The sequence below is a fragment of the Thalassotalea sp. PP2-459 genome (assembly GCF_001913705.1).
Classification (GTDB): Bacteria; Pseudomonadota; Gammaproteobacteria; order Enterobacterales; family Alteromonadaceae; genus Thalassotalea_C; species Thalassotalea_C hakodatensis.
In genome coordinates this window covers 257,364-274,885 of sequence record NZ_MKQD01000034.1, presented here as the reverse complement: position 1 = coordinate 274,885, position 17,522 = coordinate 257,364, and the positions used below count along the sequence as shown (strand labels likewise).

Genomic DNA, 17,522 nt, shown 5'->3' with positions numbered 1-17,522 from the left:
GCTTGCTATTCATCATATTTTTCAAGCTTGTTGTACAAGGTTTTAACACTAATATCTAATAGCTTCGCGGTATCACTTTTATTACCATGTTGCTCTTCTAATGTATTTAAAATAGCTTGTTTTTCCACTTCAGCAAGTGGAATACCTGTGGGTACAGATTGATCATTCACTTCATCATTTAGTGGGTCTTCAAGGATAATGTGTTCACCATCAATCACATCGATTGACATGATATAAGCACGTTCAACAGCGTGCTTTAATTCTCGAACATTGCCTGGCCAATGATAATCGCTTATTTTTGCTATTGCGGTATCAGAAATTTTTTTACCAAATCCTGCACTGGCATTTTTATAGGCCAAAAAGTGCTTTGCTAACCCCTCAACATCACCGCCTCTACTTCTTAAAGGTGGTACATGTAATAAAAATTGCGCTAAACGAAAATAGAGATCTTCTCTGAACACTCCCAGATTAACTGATTGCGCTAAATCTCGGTTAGTCGCGGCAATAATTCGTACATTAGAGTTTAACACTTTGTTACTACCAACAGGGCTATAATCTCCTGTTTCTAATACGCGTAACAACTGAACTTGTAACTCTTCTGGCATTTCAGTCACTTCGTCAAGAAATAACGTGCCACCTTTTGCTTCCGTAAAAAAACCGGTGCGATCGCCAACTGCGCCCGTAAATGCACCTTTTACATGACCGAATAAATCACTGGTAGCTAAATCTTTAGATAACGCACCACAATTTACGGTTACAAAGGGGGATTCAGCACGTTCACTGGCATTATGAATAGTATTAGCGACAAGCTCTTTACCAACACCACTTTCACCAACAATCAAAATACTGGTGTCATACATAGCGACCTTACGTAAACTTCTATACAGCTTTTTCATCGCACGGGAAGAACCAAATAATAAACCAAACTGATCTAACTCACTTGATTCGATACTTTTTGTTTTACGTGGACGTTGTTGATATTCAGCAGTCAGCTCTTCTATAACTTCTGCAAGATTGTGTCTTTTAATCGGGGTTCTATAATGATACGCAGCACACCTAACCACAGCTTTATCTAACAATGGATTTGGTATTCCTTCACTTAAAAAAATAATATCTGTTTCAGGACAAAAATTAAGTGCTTGTAGCGTATCGTAATGTGATTGCTCAAAGGTATTTACTTCAATAATAGCAACATCAGGCGAATCACTTAACCCACTGAGCCAGTCGTAATGTTCTGGTTCAATAACAGTAAAATTTTTCGTTAACGATAAAGAAGAAATAAGCTGCATAAATTGCGCTTGATTAACACAAACTAACGCCGAAGGATAAGACATGCGTATATTCCATGTATGTTTAAGTTGTCAAAGTTACAAATTAACCCTGTAAAAACTACCGGATTATAAATAAACGTATTCCTTAAGTATGGTGGTATAAGGCTTTATATCAAGACTAACTAGATTGGCACATATATTGGTTGTTGTCATGTTAACTACATTGAAAAGGTGAAGTAACGTGACCAATAACGTAGAGACAGCACATAGGTTTGGTGATTTAGCGCTTATTCAACAAGCGTTACAAGCTTGCTATGAAGAAACTGAAAACTTTCTCTCTATTCAATGCCAATTAGCCAATAAGCAAATGACAATTGATTTAACCAAGCCAATTGATACTAGATTAGAGGCAGTTTCAAGCTTAAATCACTTAATGATCAAACAAACCCCGCTCATTCAACAAGAATTTGGGCTAACAAAGTCGCCCTCAACAAATGTATCTGTAGAAACTAGCACAGTAGAACAATTACTTGCGCTTAAACAACTATTAAAACATACGCAACAAACAATCGATTTGCTAAACAATATTCAACGTTATACTAAAGATACACTCATTAAGAAGAATTTCGATTTAATCGGCGAGCAACTATCTCTTTCTTATCAACGTACAAAAGCAATGCACGATACATTATTAAGCCAGAGTGAACGGACGATCAAATCTTGAGCTACCAAACAGAATACCATTAGATTAAGTAGCTTATACATTATATTTTTCGCTGCTTTTACAGAGCATTACCTGTTTTATTTTTTTAGGTTTTTTTAAATGAAAATAGATATTGAAGAACAAGAACGCGAACGTATGCCATTAGAGCGTAATTTCGATCGCATTATTTCTCCACTGCAAAGCTTCCTACAAAGCCAATCATCAGCTGGCATGTTGTTATTGATCGCCACGTTTATTGCTTTATTTATGGCGAACTCTCAGTGGCAAGAAACGTATACGTGGTTAACAGAGTATCACGTTGGCTTTATTTGGGGAGAGGGCTATATCATTCACTCAGCAGTAGAGTGGGTAAATGAAGGCTTAATCGTACTATTTTTCTTTTTACTAGGCTTAGAAATTAAATATCAAGTGCTTGCAGGTGAGTTACAAGACACGAAAAGTTCAATGTTGGCAATTTTTATGGCTGTAGGTGGGATGGTTATTCCAGCACTTACCTATTTAGCCATTATGACGTTAATGGCAGGCGATAGTTGGCAAGGATGGGGGATCCCGATGGCAACCGATACTGCTTTTGCCATCGGTTTATTAGTGCTACTCGGTCGCAGAGTCCCTACCTCGGTATTAGTGCTTATCACTGCACTGGCAATCGTTGACGACATGGGTGCTGTGTTAATTATCAGCTTTTTTTACACCGATAGCGTTTCTTTATTGCAGTTAGGTTATGGTGCGATCACATTATCGTTGATGGTATTAGCCAACTTTTTAGGAATACGATGGGCATGGTTTTACCTGTTTGCCGGGTTAGTGTTATGGTGGTTTGTCTCTCACTCTGGCGTACACGCAACAACAGCCGGTATTTTAGCTGCCTTAACTGTACCAGCAAAGCCTTACGCTGATACTCACTGGTTTGCACGGAATATGGAACGTTTAGTAAGTCGCTTCAAGCGCATGGATAGTAACGACACAACCATACTAGAACAACAGCAACAACATGATTTAGCCGAAGCGGCCGAAGACATTGCAATCACTGCTACAACCCCTGTGCAGCGCTGGCAAAGTAAATTAAGCAAACCGATAAGCTTATTGGTATTGCCACTTTTTGCTTTATTGAATGCTGGTGTGATAATGCCAGATAACAGCGCATCAATGGGTTCTGCAACCGTTTTTTGGGCGACCATGCTCGGCTTACTGGTCGGTAAACCATTAGGCATATTTTTCTTTGCATACTTCGCGATAAAGCTTGGTTTCGCTCAAAAACCAAAAGATATGATTTGGCGTGATGTTATAGCACTAGGTTGTTTTGCCGGCATAGGTTTTACCATGTCATTATTTATCGCTAACTTAGCATTTTCTGGGGCCGCTGATTCATTAGCGCATGCAAAACTTGGGATATTAGCCGGTTCACTTTTATCCGCGGTACTTGGTTTCTGCTTATTCCTAAGCAAAAGTAAAACTGAATTGAAGTAATCGCAATCCGTATAAATACATGAGCTCGTATTTATACGGATTAACACCTGCTCTTCGTTTATATCGCTGATTCGGTAATTTTTACCATACCCGTGAAAATATTTACCCTTCTCTTAGCAGATCACTAGTAAAACACTTCATCAAAGAACAGTAACGCATTGTTTTTAATATATTTTCAATTCTTGGCATAGCTTCTGCTTTTATCAGTGTGAATTAAATAATTTCACAAGGAGTAATCTTTATGTCAATTGATATTGGTATTGCACATCAAGCTCGTCAACAAGTTGCCAATCAATTAAACTCACTGTTAGCTGATACGTATACCTTGTATTTACAAAGTCATAATTTCCATTGGAATGTAACAGGGCCCTTGTTTCGTGAGTTACATTTAATGTTTGAGGAACATTACGTCGAATTGGCAGAAGCCGTTGACGAAATTGCAGAGCGTATACGCACCTTAGGTTTTCCTGCTCCTGGTACATATCAAGCCTTTGCTTCATTAAGCTCAGTCAAAGAGCCGAAAGAAACGCCAGATGCACAAGGCATGTTAGCAACGCTGTTGGAAAACCATGAAACACTCGTTAAAACATGTCGTTCTGCACTAAAAGAAGCACAGCAAGCTGATGATGAATCATCAATGGCGCTTATTTCAGATCGCATGAGAGTTCACGAAAAAACCGCCTGGATGTTACGCGCAATGACACAAAAGTAGCGCAAATATCTCTGTCAATAAAACTAAAAACCAGTCACGTTGTTGACTGGTTTTTGCCTATTACCTCTTTAACATTACACTGACATTGGCTTGAAAGGGATGTCCCGATAACGCTTCCCAGAAGCTGCGAATACAGCATTGCTTAATGCCGGTGCAAAAGGAGCAACACCTGGTTCCCCTAGCCCTGTAGAGGGATGCTCAGAATCAACAATATGTACATTAACTTGCGGCATTTCATTGATTCGCATTACAGGGTAATTATGAAAATTAGTATTAACCACAGCACCCTCTCTAAACGTTACCTCTGTACGAAGTGCTAACCCCATCCCCATGACTACGGCCCCCTCCATTTGCGCCGTTGCCCCATTTACGTTTAGCACTTGACCACAATCAATTGCTGAATCAACCTGTAAGACTTTTATATCTTCACCATTGACTTCCACACGAACAGCCATAGCAACATAACTTTGGAAACTATAATGAATTGCAAGGCCAATCGCTTGATTTTTAGGTAGTTTATCTCGCTCAAACCAACCGGATTTTTCAGCAGCGAGATTAACAACATGTTTTGAGCGAGCCGCTTGTTCTTGCTGATCTGGGTTAGTGTTATTATCATATAATTGGTTTAAATAGGTAAGCGGATCTTTACCAGCTAAGTAAGCTAATTCATCAGTAAAGCTGCTAAACGAGAAACCGTAGAAAATCGCATAAACAGCACGATACCAACCTATACGGGTATGGGCTTTTGCTTCACCACTCTCACTGCGAAAGTTTTCAATGCCATAGGGGTAATTGTCAACCGCATTAAAATCGCTATTACTAGGTCGCGTTTGAGCAGGATTAAATAAGGTACCTATAGAAGGAAATGCGACTCTATGTAACCAACCTTTAATATTACCTTGTTCATCTATCCCTGCCTCGATATGCTGCGCATTAATTGAGTGATAATACCCAGTTTTCGTGTCTTCTTCGCGTGTCCACGTTAATTGTACCGGCGCGTTAATTTTTTGTGAGATTGCCGCTGCTTCATGCACGTAATCACATTTAAATTTACGACCAAAAGCACCGCCAGACATAGTCACATGTACTGCTATATCTTTTGCTTCGCGACCTAAAAACTGCGCTAACACTTTCTGAATATCCGCAGGGCTTTGCGTTGCAGCCCATACTTCGCAACTATCATCTTTCACCCAAACCACGCTGGCATTTGGTTCCATTGGAGCATGTACTAAATGGCCACCTGTGTATGTCGCTTTTAGTGTTTGAGCCGCACCTGATAATCCTTCAGTCACATTACCGCGTTCAGTCACTAATTGTGCTTGCGTTTCTACGTTTTTAACCAACTGCGCTTTATATTTCACAGTGTCATAATGCGCATTTTCACCAAGATCCCACTCTATTTTTAACTTCTTAACTGCTTGTTGAGCTGTCCAGCTATTATCTGCAACAACAGCGACACCACCTATAGAACCATAAGGAATAGCGAGTCGATCAATAACTACAACATCAATAACACCTTTAATGGCACGCGCATCTTTGTCATCTAATGTCTTCAGTTTACCGCCTAATACAGGACAATGAACGATAGCCGCATACTTCAGTCCAGGTAATTTTGTATCAACACCGTAAGTAAGTTGCCCTTTAATAATTTGTTCAATATTTTGGTTGGGAATAAATTTACCAATGTAGTTAAAGTCTTTTTTGGCTTTGAGCGTCACCACCTCTGGCACCGTTTGTTTTGCCGCTAAGCTTGCTAATTGTCCATAAGAAAGCTGTTTACCGCTTGCTTGATGATGAACAACATGGTTTTCCGCATAACAGCTACTTGGGTCAACATTCCACACTTTAGCTGCAGCAGCAATAAGCATTATTTTTGCACTGGCGCCGGCTTCACGCATGGGTGTTAACATTACACGTATACTAGCCGAACCTCCGGTTGCTTGTGGCCCGTATTTTTCTTCATTACCATCGGCCTGCTTCACAGTAACTCTTTGCCAATCAGCGTCCATCTCATCAGCAACAGCCGCGGGTAAGGCGGTATTGATACCCTGCCCCATTTCACATCGACCACAATAAATCAACACGTCGCCATTATCTTGTATATGAATAAAGGCATTGGGTGAAAACGTTGATTCTTGTGCGTCTTCACTAAAGGCTACCGCATGTGCAGGTAAGTTGATACTGATCGCTAAACCACCTGTTGCCAAGGTTGATGCTTTCAGAAATTGTCTTCGACTTTCGTTGGTAATCGACATTATGACACCTCCTTAGCCAGCTCATCAGCCGCATCAGCAACTGCTTTCTTGATTCGCTGATAAGTACCGCATCGGCATATGTTGCCTTGCATCGCGGTGTCAATTTCTTCAGCAGAAGGTGTTGGGTTTTGTTGTAAAAAGCTAGCGGCATTCATAATTTGCCCTGCCTGACAATAGCCACATTGTGGCACATTATTTTCCACCCAGGCTTTTTGTAATGGATGCTCGCCGGTTTCTGACAATCCCTCAATTGTCGTGATTTTTTTATCAGCTAACACACCTACAGGTGTAATACATGCTCGTGTTGCAACGCCATCTACATGGACAGTACAAGCGCCACATAAGCCAGCTCCACAGCCAAATTTAGTACCTGTTATTTCTAACCTATCTCGTAGAAACCATAGCAATGGCATATTGCTATCAACATCAATCTGATACTTTTCACCATTTATAATTATCATTTTTTCCATAATAGCCAACTCTCTTTTGGTTGTAATATGAGCATAAAGAATAATATTTGAAAACAGAGTCCCCTTACGACCAGCTGTTCACTTTTTACGTTTAACAACCCGATACACACAATTTGTTACAGGCGATTAAATAAGTACTTTATGCTTTAAAGTGTAATCATTTCCTCATGTCATTTGCCGAAAATAAACGATAAGCAATCAAGATCGACATTGTTAGTTATAGTGCTATCAACTTTTAATTGCAATGCAAACAATGTTAGGCGAGGAAGAAACAAGTATAGCCTGTTGTTAACCTTTTTAAGAAAGCTTGTTATCATCAATGCAACTACGCGATTGATACTACAATAATGAAAAAAATATTCTTTGTTCTACTGCTATTAAGTAATATCCATTTAAGCCAAGCTAACAACACCCTAGATGAGTTTGAACAACAAGTTCATCAATTAAAAGGACAAGTCGTTCTAATCGATTTTTGGGCGTCTTGGTGTATTCCTTGTAAAGATTCATTTCCTTGGCTTAATGAAATTCACACAAGCTACAAGGATGATGGGTTTACTGTGTTGAGTGTTAACCTTGATGCCATTAAGCAAAACGCCACAGATTTCTTAAAAAAGTATCCGGCAAGCTTCCCTGTATTTTACGATCCTAGAGGTAAAGTGGCCAAAGCATTTAAACTCAAAGGTATGCCAAGTAGTATTTTAATCAACCGAAGTGGTAACGTTGTTAGCCGGCATGTTGGCTTTAATGAAGAAAAGAAACACCAATATCAGCAAGAGATCGTACAGCTATTATTAAATAACCCAATCGATGATTAAAGCGTTAATACTCACTTAATTGGAGCCAATATTTCGCTTCTTTTATCGGAGTTTCAGCAGGGAGAAAACGATTATGCAGGCGAATAATATTTTTATTTGACCACTTTTCAATCGGAAATATTGCTTCTGTAAGCGGGTGACGTTGCATGAACGCTATAAAACTTCCGTCATCAATCGCTTTATTTAATGCGTAACGTAATCGTTCTGCCAGCATTATGTTTTGTGGTTCAACAAAGAAGTACAAAGGAAATTGATAATGCAGAATTTTGTCATCAAACATCATTAAATTAGGGTACTTTTTAATGATAGCGTTCAGTTCATTGTACCCTTCATAAACAGCTCGTGGAAAGTAGTCACAACGTCCATGAGCTAACATTTTAAACATTAAATCAAAACGGCTTATACGCATTACATTATAGCCATTATCTTCCAAAATATCAGAATCTCCCCAAACTTGTCCTTGGCAAGCAATCATCGATTTGAACTGTTCAACAGAAGCTTTCGAAAACTTATCATGATCATCTTTTCTGATAATCGACACACGGTACCCTAGCAAGCCACCCAATAATGGTATTCGAATAGGTAACAGCTTTCTTTCTAAATTCTTAGTCGTTCCTGCCCAAGACAAATCTAACAAACCGGTACTAATAAGGTTTAAAGTCTTTTCATGCGTATTATTTTCTGCATAATATAATTCGATCGTTGCTTCACCATATTTTTCGCGTGACACATCGAGAAGAAAGTGAACTAAATCAACAAAATATTGATGACTTGCATTCTCTTCATAAGGCGTATCAATAATAGCAATACGTTTGTCATTCGCATTTACCTGTGTAGCAAACGCTAAAAAAGTCACTAGCCAGTAAAATAAATAATGAATAAAAACTCGCACTCGTATTTTCTTTTAACTCCAGTTTGGTGTGATTACCCTTACCGTTTTATCCTAGATCGCTGAATATGTCACGCGTCAAGATCTTGTTTAATACATAAAGACAAAAATAAACGTTGTTTACACTTCTTTAAATTTATACGCAAAAATTGACGTTGGCAGAATACATGACATAAAAAACGCTCCAAAAAAGGAGCGTTTTTATCAATGCTTGTTCTATTATTTATTTAGAGAAGCTTCAACGCTTTAATACAACGACCAACATTTTGGTGACGTGCTTTAACCGTTTTCAACACTTGAGGCTTCATTGACTTGTATTCTTCAATCAATTTCGCGAGTTCCGCTTCACTTTCAGCAGTACATTCGCTGGGTATCATACTACTGGCAAATGCCCCTAATAAGCCTAAGTCACTTCCATCATTTAATTTAGGAATGTGCGCCAGGATTCTTTCTTTATATGGTGCCTCTAATGTTGATTGTTCTGTTGGGAAAAGCCCCCACATAATGTAACGTAGTGTAGATAACTTGAGATTTTCAGGATTATTGATCACCACATCAAACCATTTCTTTTTCACATCTGCTTCTGGGCGAACCACTTCGGCATAAATGGCATTTTTAACTCCGGTATCAGAATTATCTTGCTCTTTTTCACTATCTAATAGTGCAACATAATTACCATATTGATAACGATTTAGTTGTGCGAGTATGCCCCAGCGTTTATCTTGATCAATGGTTAACCCTTCATAACTACGCTCACCTTGTAATATCGCAAGTAAGTTTTTCAGATGTTTATCTGATTTACTAAAAGATACATAACGACCATACCACATTTTTTGCAGATCAGAGCCAGCAGGTGCTTTCTCTAACAAACGTAAGTAGAGATTTTCAACATCTTGATATAAGGCGGAATAATCCTGTTTTTCCAGACGAGTTGCTGTGTTTAAGTAACCCATAGCAGTGGTTAAACTAGCTGATATTTTTCGGATCACATTATAATCTTGTTCACCTTCAATATTAGCTATAGCAAAATTCACAAATTTATCGGCAGCTAGATTTGCATCTCTGACACTATCTGAAAGACTTTGCCATAGCATTAGTCGCATCGTAGCACTTTCAACAGCATTAATATGTTGTTCAACGGCCGCCAGTGACTTTTCATCAAGATCAACTTTAACAAACCCCCAGTCCCCTTCGTTAGGGTACACTATATCAGGGCAGGCTTGGCCGATAGCATCGCTTACCTTAGTGCTTTCACCTTTATACATAACAGGTATTGCATTAGCTAATGCCATATTCTCGCCATCTAATTGATACAAACCAACTTGTACTCGTTGCTCACGTAATGTTGGATAGTCATCAGGTGCACTTTGAACAATGTTCATCTCTGTAATTTTATCTGCGTCACATTGATAATTAACTTTAATCGTATTAAGACCTGCATTGTATAACCAGTCTTGAGTCCATTGTTCCATATCCATATCAGCTGCTTTACCAAGCTCGCCGATAAAGTCTTCTAATTCAGTGTTTTTGTAAGAAAACTTTTTCAAGTAATTACTCACCCCAACGCGGAAGTTTTCTTCGCCAAGGTAATAAGGTAGCTGTTTTAACACTGAAGCCCCCTTACCGTATGTAATACCATCAAAATTTGTTAATGCATCTCCTGTTGATGGAACTGGCAATTCAATAGCATGAGTATTCACTGAATCGTCACTGCGATATGCCCACTGCTTAGTGCCTGAATAAAAGACATCCCAATTATTTTTAAAGTCACTGGCCTCTGCTACTTCTAAATTCGCCATGTAAGTTGCAAAACTTTCATTCAGCCATAGGCCATTCCACCAACGCATGGTCACCAAATTACCAAACCACATATGCGCCATTTCATGAGCAATCACATTCGCTAAGCTCATTTTGGCTCTAGTTGATTTTTCACCTCGTGATATATAGCCTTCATTGAAGGTTACTGCAGCAACATTTTCCATCGCGCCGGCATTAAAATCTGGCGCCACTATTTGGTCGTATTTAACGAAAGGATAACGTACACCAAAGTAATCATTAAAAAATTTAAAGCTTTGCTTAGTCGGTGTGAACCACTCATCGGTATTCACATATTCCGCTAAGCTCTGACGAGCAAATAAGCGTAATGGAATATCTTCAAATTTATCTTCCCATACGGCGTAATTACCAGCATGTAATGAAAAAATATAGGATGAAAATTTAGCGGATTCAGGAAAATGCCATACGTTGTTATCACCACTTTCTTCAATCTTATTTTCTCTTACTGAAGTGATCACTTTCCAATGATCAGGTGCCGTCACTTTCATGGAATACGTTGCTTTTAAATCTGGCTGATCGAAATGAGGAAATAAGCGATTAGCATCGTAAGGTTCAAAATCTGTGTAGAGATACACTTCACCATTTTCAGGATCTACAAAACGATGTAAGCCTGAACCATCGGTAGAATATGGACGCTCATAAGCAACTGTGACAGTATTTTTTCCAGCAGATAACTCACTTTTTGGAATGGTAATAAACCATTTCTCGTAGTTAAATGTTACTTCTTTACCATTCACTTTGACAGATGAGACTGTGCCCTCATCAAAATCGATGGTTAAATCATTTTGATTATCATTGGTTAAGTCAAACACAATGTCTGTGACACCTGAAAAACTTTCAGAAGTATTATCAAGGGTAACTTGAAGGTGATAATTAACGTTGCTAACTTGTTGAGCACGCATTTTAGCGTATTCTTCAAATAATGACTCACTTTGTTGGCGAGCCGCTGTGGCTTGTGTTTTTTGAGTTGTTACATGCTCAGGGGCAGAGGTATTTTTTTCACACCCTGTTAATGCAACAACACCCACTGCCAAGGCAACAGTAACTGCTTTGTTTATTTTTGTTAATTTCATGAGGAGCTCAATATTTTTGTTATGTATTAAATTTAGCGGAAGCACAAAATATGAAAATATTTTGTATATATTTGGTTATATCATATGCTTTTTCATAACGGCATTAAAAGATGTGATTTGTGTAATATATTAATATTTTGTTACATTTAGCCTGTTAACAACTATATTTTATGCTTATAACGTTAACTTTATTGAAACAATTATCGAATAAATAGGGACTAATTAAATGTCCGTAAATCCGCTATAGTGACTACTATCAATTTTCGCTTTACAAGGACTTCTGGTTAAACAAGTAGCTAATCATATGACAGAAACCGTTTATCGAAATTTTTCATTACAGGCGTTAGCTAGGGAATATTCACCTAGCAGTTGCGTTGCCAATTTAGATATTTATCTACAGCAGTACGCAGAACAAAGCCAGCAAGTAAAACAACTTGCCTCTCATCATGGCTCGTTAAAAGAAAATTTACGTTATGGTCAAAGCCCTGATGAAACCCTCGACTTATTTCTTCCCCATCACCACAATTCGCAACGTTCGACTATTTCAATAAAAAGAAAGCTACAAGTCTTTATTCATGGTGGTTATTGGCAGGAGCTAAGCAAGGAAGAAAGTTGCTTTGCTGCGAACAATTTTCAACAACATGGTTACCATGTTGCAGTAATAAATTACACGCTAGCGCCAAAAGCCTCATTAACAAAAATTGTAAACCAAGTTAGAAATGCCATTGCTTGGCTCTATCGTCATGCAGACCAATACGGTTATGATAAAGACCAAATTTATTTGTCTGGAAGTTCAGCAGGCGCACAATTAGCTGTTATGGCTGCAATGACTGACTGGCAAACAACGTTTGATCTCACTGCTAATCCCGTAAAAGGTGTTTGTGCGGTTAGCGGTATTTATGATTTAACGCCACTTCAATTTACCTATATCAATGAAGCATTAGCGTTAACACAAGATGAAATTACTCACTTGAGTCCATTATTAGCGGCAAATAAATTAACACACTGTAATGAAACACGCTTTATCGTTGCTTATGGTGATCATGAAACAGACGAATTTAAACGCCAATCGAATGATTTTTATCAATTAAATTGTTTAGGCTGCAACAAAGTATTATTAGCGAATATTGAAAATAAAAACCACTTTGATGTGATCACCACGTTATCAGATAAAAAAAGCACACTATTCAATAGTGTACTTAAGCAAATGGAAGCGTAAAGTTAAGCCTTACAAGCTGCTAATAGCCGCTCAGTAAATAAATTGCTGGCAACAATGATCTCTTTACCTTCTTTATGTAAACGGTGTAACGTGTTTTTAATACGCTTCGCTTCATCATGGCGAATCTTTACACCGTTGTAACAACTTTGTGCAATGGTTAACGCCAAGGTATTTATATCTCTTGCTTGATCGATAACATCTGGTAAATCATCAAGCTTTGGTGCAATTTTCACTAGTGATATCACCTTGTCAAAATTGAAGTGCCAAACCCGTAACCGATCAATAATACCTTGCAATGCGTTTTTATCCCCTTGTTGAAAGGCTTTCAATTGTTGATGCATTTCAATTAACGCCATACTTTCAACTGGTAAAAAATCAGCAAAACGATTCAATGGTGCATTTTGGTGATATTTATCTTGCTGAAACTTAATATGATGACGCGTGTAATAATTTGCTGGTTCTAATTGCTCAGCCAATACCGTTAAAGGTGTGATGTTGGTTTTAGCAAAAACAAGTGATTGTAAACCCGCACGATATTGCTGTTTATGATGCAAACCTATCTGCTGCGAAAACTTATCTAACACCATCAAACGCGAAAACATGTTATCAATATTTTTCAGTGATTTAGATGACCAAAAACGCTCGGCTATAACAAACAATCGCGGCCAAGCACGTACGTCAAGGTTTTGCTCTGTCACTAATTCACTCCATAACGTCGCTTCGCCACCTAAAATATTTCGCGCGGCAATCGGTGAAATATTGGGTAGTAACGTGACTTGGCTATAATCAAAATTATCTATCGGTGCAATTGATACTGGATAATAGGTATTGCCAATTAATATGCGCCCTGTTGATTGTTCATCCGTTAGTAAAAACTCACCACGCGTTGGTCCCATCCAACTATCAATAGCAACATTGACTTCCCCTTTACTGAGCACTAGATGCCTATCAACATTCGCCTTTTTGAAGTGATTATTGTTAAGCTTCACATAAGCGTGTAACACGTAATCATTATGCATCACCATGGCTAACGTACCGTTAACTGCGCTGCCTTTCAAACGAGGCATCTCAAATTGATAAGCGACGACTTGTTGCCCCTCTTTTGGCTGAACCGCCGTTCTAGGGCGTTGTTGAAGCAGCTCATTTCGATAATGATAAGCACTACTTTGAGGCTGATCGATATAAAAACCTGTAGATAGCAGGCCTTGATAACCACTGACAGCGATCTCTGATAAGTTTTCCATACCTCGCCACGATTGCACCATAATATTTTGTGGCAAATCTGGATGGAATATTTCATCCCACCCCATCATTTTACGTTGATGTTTAGCCAGTATTCCAGCCACTTTTTGATTAAAAAATGCTTGTAATGCATGCGCATCTTGCAAGCTATTTTCTTTCATGAATGCCTGAATTTCAGTACTATTATTCCATTGCGTTGGATCAACTTCATCACCGCCAATGTGTAAATATTGATCAGGAAATAGCGTGGTTAACTCTGCAATCACACCATCAATAAACTGATAGACTTCAGGGTTACTTGGATCTAATAACGGTTCAAATACTCCCCAACCATCTTCCATTTGATAGTGTTTTTGCTCACTCATTAAATGAGGATATGCAACAGCAATAGCAGACGCATGACCTGGTACATCAAACTCGGGTACTACGCGAATGCCTAGCAAGCTTGCATACTCAACCACTTCACGAATTTGTGCTTTGGTATAGTATTGTCCATCAGAGGCTTTTTTATGTAATTCAGGGTAACTATCTAGGGCAATACGCCACCCTTGATCATCGGTAAGATGCCAATGAAATACATTTAACTTTGCCGCAGCCATACCACGTAATTGACGCTTTATCGCATCAATAGAAATAAAGTGGCGAACACTGTCTAGCATAAAGCCACGCCATGGAAACCTAGGAAGATCTTTAATGGTAAGCTGGGCCAACACCTGGTTACTTTTTGCTTGATAAAGCAATTGTGTCAATGTTGCCACGCCATGCAATGCACCGAAGTCAGATTTTGCTTCGAGCAATACTTGCTGGTTATCTAGCGTGAGTTGATAACTTTCATCTTGGTGTAACGCCGGAAATTGATAATCCAACCCCCCCCCTTGGTTAATACGAATAACAATCGGTATTGCCTTATCATTCGTTGTAGAGACTTGCCAGCCAAAGGTACTGATTTGTGACTCTAAGGTATTTTTCAATTGAGCGGAACGTTGTTTACTCCCACCTTCTACCGAAATCGAAAAGCCATCGCTAATGGTAAATTCCTGCTCATTAATAATGACTGTTTTAGGGTAGGGCATTACGTTGAGTGACAAATCGTTAGCCCACGAGACCATGGTGATGTTTAGGCACAACATAACAAGAGCAATAGAAAATAATCGATTAAACATTAAATTTTACCTTTTACGTCAAAAAAGATCGGCCATAACCTTGCGGTCAACAATGGCACCTGAGTACTGAATAACTCTACCTGCAACTCGATGGGCAAATTGCGCACAATGTTCAACACTTGCATGCTGAAGCCGTTGCGAAAGATAACCTGCCGCAAATGCATCACCCGCAGCACAGGTATCAACAAGATTAGTGACAGGTTCAGCACTTACCGTTTGTTGCTCACCTTGGCTATTGATAATAATACAAGGTTCACTGCCCCGTTTAATAATGGTTTCCGTTGTATTGTATTGTTTTGCGCGAGAAATAATACCATCCAATGAATTATCTTGATAAATTTCAAATTCATCTTCATCGGTTAAAAAAGCAATATCCGCTAACGCCATTGCGCTCTGATAAGTAGGTAGAACCTCTTTTTTATTCCACAGTACCGGTCGATAATTATTGTCAAAAATAACCTTGCCACCATTCGCTTTAAAACGTGCTAATGCATCAAATAGCCACACTCTATCTTCAGGAGAAATAATCGCTAGGCTAATCCCGCTAACATATAAATAATCACCTGTACGACCAGCAATAAATCGGGTTAAAGCGCCTGGTGATGAGGTTAAATAATATCGAGCAGCACTTTTACTTCGTTGGTATTTAAAGCTTCGCTCACCTTGTTTATCCGTTTTAATACGGTAACGACCAGGGAATTTATCGACAAGCTGAGTAACAAACCTGGTATCAATGCCTTCTTTTTTCCACGCGGCGAGTAATAAGTTACTGTCTAAATCAATACCAATTGACGTCGCAAACGCAACATTTATCGGTACATTTTCAGTAAGCCTAGCTAAATACAACGCAGTATTGAGCGTATCACCACCGAAACGGAACAAACCGTCTGAGTGGTCCTCAATCATACATTCCCCTAAAAATACAATATTATTCAAGGCTTACTCCATTTGCTTCCGTTCTTTCGCTAAGACATCCAATGCATGTTGTTCGTCTAATTCTGACGCTGGTGTCACTAAACTGCCAATAATACCCGATATTGTACCGGCAATTAGCGCAGGAATAACGGGATTACCCCAGTAACTTTCCCATTGTGGTATTAAACTTACCGCTAACGCACAAACAGTTGAACACAATAAGGTGAGTAACGCACCTTGCCAGTTATATCTTGGCCAGAAACGACCGAGTAAGCCAGCAACACACATACCAGACATTAATATAGCGATCATCTTGGTAATATAGGAAATAATATCATCCGACAATAGTGCAAAACCAAGCGCGATGCTGATGGTAAAAAACAGGCTAAAACGTGACAACCAAATCACGCGATCAGGCTTTGGCATTTTGCCGGTAACTAAGCGATATAAATCGCGCATAGCTACACTTACTGCTGCGATCGCATCTGAACTTGCACTTGATAATGTCGCAGATATACCCGCAATAATAATTAACACCCCTAACGCAAGTGGCATCACATTCAATGCAATATGAGGAAAGGCAAATGAAGCATTGTCTAAATCTTGATTAATCGCATACGCTGACATGCCAATGATTGCAGGTACAATTGAAAATCCCAGATACAGCACACCTGAATAAATAAAAGAGCGACGAATTGAGCTAACACTTTTACCCGAATATATCCGTTGTCTAAATGACGGCGTTGCCAAAATACCTACTAATATCGCTAAACTTAATGATAAAGCATGCAAGGCACCAACTTTATCTATTGCAAACCAAGAAGTGTTCGCTGTTGGTTGTGCATCTAGCATTGCTTGCCAGCCACCTACATAGTCCACTGAAAAATATGCCATTAAAATAAAGCCAACAAATAAGATCAGCGCCTGAATTGAATCTGTCCAAACCACAGCAGTATAACCGCCAATAATGACATAAATAGCGAAACTAATCGCAATAATCATTTTAGCGGTGTTGATATCTAAGCCAGTCAGCCAAGAAAGATACATGCCACCACCAATGATATGTGCGCCTAGCCAACCAATACTGGCGATGTATATTACAATCGCCAATAAGTTTTTGATTAAAGGATGAGCACCAACATAAAACGCTATTTCTTCACTCATGGTCATAAATTGATATCTGCGCATAGGGGCAAATATCCACGCTAATAGCAAGATACCAATGGCGCCGCCTATGCCGTACAGCATGCCAGCCCAGCCGTTGTGATAAGCAAAACCCACCGCTCCCATCGAAGAGCCAGTACCAACCATAGTCGCGACGGTAGTACCTAAGGTAAGCAGTAACGGTAAACTGCGACCACCCAGTAGAAAGTCTTCACCCGACGTTTGTCGGCGAGATACCCACCAACTCAGTCCGATCATACCTAACACATATAGCGCGAATGCAACGAAGAAAACACCTTCCATTAGC

Annotated in this window: 13 protein-coding genes; 5 read left to right on the top strand and 8 right to left on the bottom strand. The window is 39.1% G+C overall.

Annotated elements, in window-relative coordinates:
* Positions 1-5: 5 nt before the first annotated feature.
* Positions 6-1,334: a sigma-54-dependent Fis family transcriptional regulator gene (locus tag BI291_RS07395; RefSeq protein ID WP_074497811.1), complete on the bottom strand. Its 1,329-nt coding sequence runs from the start codon at positions 1,332-1,334 to the stop codon at positions 6-8.
* Between the two features lie 178 nt (positions 1,335-1,512).
* On the opposite strand from BI291_RS07395, the gene BI291_RS07390 reads away from it, so the two are divergent.
* The 3 genes from BI291_RS07390 (at position 1,513) to BI291_RS07380 (ending at position 4,174) form a co-directional block, all read left to right on the top strand.
* Entirely contained in the window at positions 1,513-1,995 is a 483-nt protein-coding gene (locus tag BI291_RS07390) for a hypothetical protein (protein ID WP_074497809.1), read from the top strand.
* Positions 1,996-2,094: 99 nt separating this feature from the next.
* Positions 2,095-3,462: a Na+/H+ antiporter NhaA gene (nhaA, locus tag BI291_RS07385; protein ID WP_074497806.1), complete on the top strand. Its 1,368-nt coding sequence runs from the start codon at positions 2,095-2,097 to the stop codon at positions 3,460-3,462.
* A gap of 241 nt (positions 3,463-3,703) precedes the next feature.
* The gene (locus BI291_RS07380; protein WP_074497804.1) at positions 3,704-4,174 is read left to right on the top strand and encodes a Dps family protein; all 471 of its coding nucleotides are present in this window, start codon (positions 3,704-3,706) and stop codon (positions 4,172-4,174) included.
* Positions 4,175-4,248: 74 nt separating this feature from the next.
* Here BI291_RS07380 and BI291_RS07375 read toward each other — a convergent pair whose 3' ends face one another.
* Both BI291_RS07375 and BI291_RS07370 read right to left on the bottom strand, forming a co-directional pair.
* Entirely contained in the window at positions 4,249-6,429 is a 2,181-nt protein-coding gene (locus BI291_RS07375; protein ID WP_074497801.1) for a molybdopterin cofactor-binding domain-containing protein, read from the bottom strand.
* The gene (locus BI291_RS07370; protein WP_175573091.1) at positions 6,429-6,890 is read right to left on the bottom strand and encodes a (2Fe-2S)-binding protein; all 462 of its coding nucleotides are present in this window, start codon (positions 6,888-6,890) and stop codon (positions 6,429-6,431) included. The genes BI291_RS07375 and BI291_RS07370 overlap by 1 nt, the downstream gene beginning before the upstream one ends.
* 356 nt (positions 6,891-7,246) lie before the next feature.
* On the opposite strand from BI291_RS07370, the gene BI291_RS07365 reads away from it, so the two are divergent.
* Entirely contained in the window at positions 7,247-7,714 is a 468-nt protein-coding gene (locus BI291_RS07365; protein ID WP_074497795.1) for a TlpA disulfide reductase family protein, read from the top strand.
* 4 nt (positions 7,715-7,718) lie between these two features.
* Here the strand turns inward: BI291_RS07365 and BI291_RS07360 are convergent, their stop codons facing one another.
* Together BI291_RS07360 and pepN are read right to left on the bottom strand one after the other, a co-directional pair.
* On the bottom strand, positions 7,719-8,606 hold the full coding sequence (locus BI291_RS07360) for a hypothetical protein (protein ID WP_083601948.1): 888 nt from the start codon (positions 8,604-8,606) through the stop codon (positions 7,719-7,721).
* Between the two features lie 224 nt (positions 8,607-8,830).
* Positions 8,831-11,512, bottom strand: a complete 2,682-nt coding sequence (pepN, locus tag BI291_RS07355) for an aminopeptidase N (protein ID WP_074497793.1) — start codon at positions 11,510-11,512, stop codon at positions 8,831-8,833.
* A gap of 304 nt (positions 11,513-11,816) precedes the next feature.
* Here pepN and BI291_RS07350 point away from each other — a divergent pair, with 304 nt between their 5' ends.
* Positions 11,817-12,731 (top strand): alpha/beta hydrolase, encoded by a 915-nt coding sequence (locus BI291_RS07350; RefSeq protein WP_074497791.1) that lies wholly within the window; start codon positions 11,817-11,819, stop codon positions 12,729-12,731.
* A gap of 2 nt (positions 12,732-12,733) precedes the next feature.
* Here BI291_RS07350 and BI291_RS07345 read toward each other — a convergent pair whose 3' ends face one another.
* Genes BI291_RS07345 through BI291_RS07335 form a run of 3 tightly spaced genes read right to left on the bottom strand, consistent with a single transcriptional unit; the run spans position 12,734 to position 17,518 of the window.
* Positions 12,734-15,136 (bottom strand): family 20 glycosylhydrolase, encoded by a 2,403-nt coding sequence (locus tag BI291_RS07345; protein ID WP_074497789.1) that lies wholly within the window; start codon positions 15,134-15,136, stop codon positions 12,734-12,736.
* Between the two features lie 18 nt (positions 15,137-15,154).
* The gene (locus BI291_RS07340; protein ID WP_074497787.1) at positions 15,155-16,042 is read right to left on the bottom strand and encodes a sugar kinase; all 888 of its coding nucleotides are present in this window, start codon (positions 16,040-16,042) and stop codon (positions 15,155-15,157) included.
* A gap of 33 nt (positions 16,043-16,075) precedes the next feature.
* Positions 16,076-17,518 carry a sodium:solute symporter family protein gene (locus BI291_RS07335; RefSeq protein WP_074497785.1) on the bottom strand — a complete coding sequence of 481 codons (1,443 nt, stop codon included), beginning with the start codon at positions 17,516-17,518 and terminating at the stop codon, positions 16,076-16,078.
* Between the last annotated feature and the right edge of the window lie 4 nt (positions 17,519-17,522).

Coding starts and splice junctions, on each gene's coding strand:
- nhaA (WP_074497806.1), top strand. CDS start 2,095: ATGAAAATAGATATTGAAGAACAAGAACGCGAACGTATGCCATTAGAG.
- BI291_RS07395 (WP_074497811.1), bottom strand. CDS start 1,334: ATGTCTTATCCTTCGGCGTTAGTTTGTGTTAATCAAGCGCAATTTATG.
- pepN (WP_074497793.1), bottom strand. CDS start 11,512: ATGAAATTAACAAAAATAAACAAAGCAGTTACTGTTGCCTTGGCAGTG.
- BI291_RS07350 (WP_074497791.1), top strand. CDS start 11,817: ATGACAGAAACCGTTTATCGAAATTTTTCATTACAGGCGTTAGCTAGG.
- BI291_RS07340 (WP_074497787.1), bottom strand. CDS start 16,042: ATGATTGAGGACCACTCAGACGGTTTGTTCCGTTTCGGTGGTGATACG.
- BI291_RS07380 (WP_074497804.1), top strand. CDS start 3,704: ATGTCAATTGATATTGGTATTGCACATCAAGCTCGTCAACAAGTTGCC.
- BI291_RS07365 (WP_074497795.1), top strand. CDS start 7,247: ATGAAAAAAATATTCTTTGTTCTACTGCTATTAAGTAATATCCATTTA.
- BI291_RS07370 (WP_175573091.1), bottom strand. CDS start 6,890: ATGATAATTATAAATGGTGAAAAGTATCAGATTGATGTTGATAGCAAT.
- BI291_RS07375 (WP_074497801.1), bottom strand. CDS start 6,429: ATGTCGATTACCAACGAAAGTCGAAGACAATTTCTGAAAGCATCAACC.
- BI291_RS07335 (WP_074497785.1), bottom strand. CDS start 17,518: ATGGAAGGTGTTTTCTTCGTTGCATTCGCGCTATATGTGTTAGGTATG.
- BI291_RS07345 (WP_074497789.1), bottom strand. CDS start 15,136: ATGTTTAATCGATTATTTTCTATTGCTCTTGTTATGTTGTGCCTAAAC.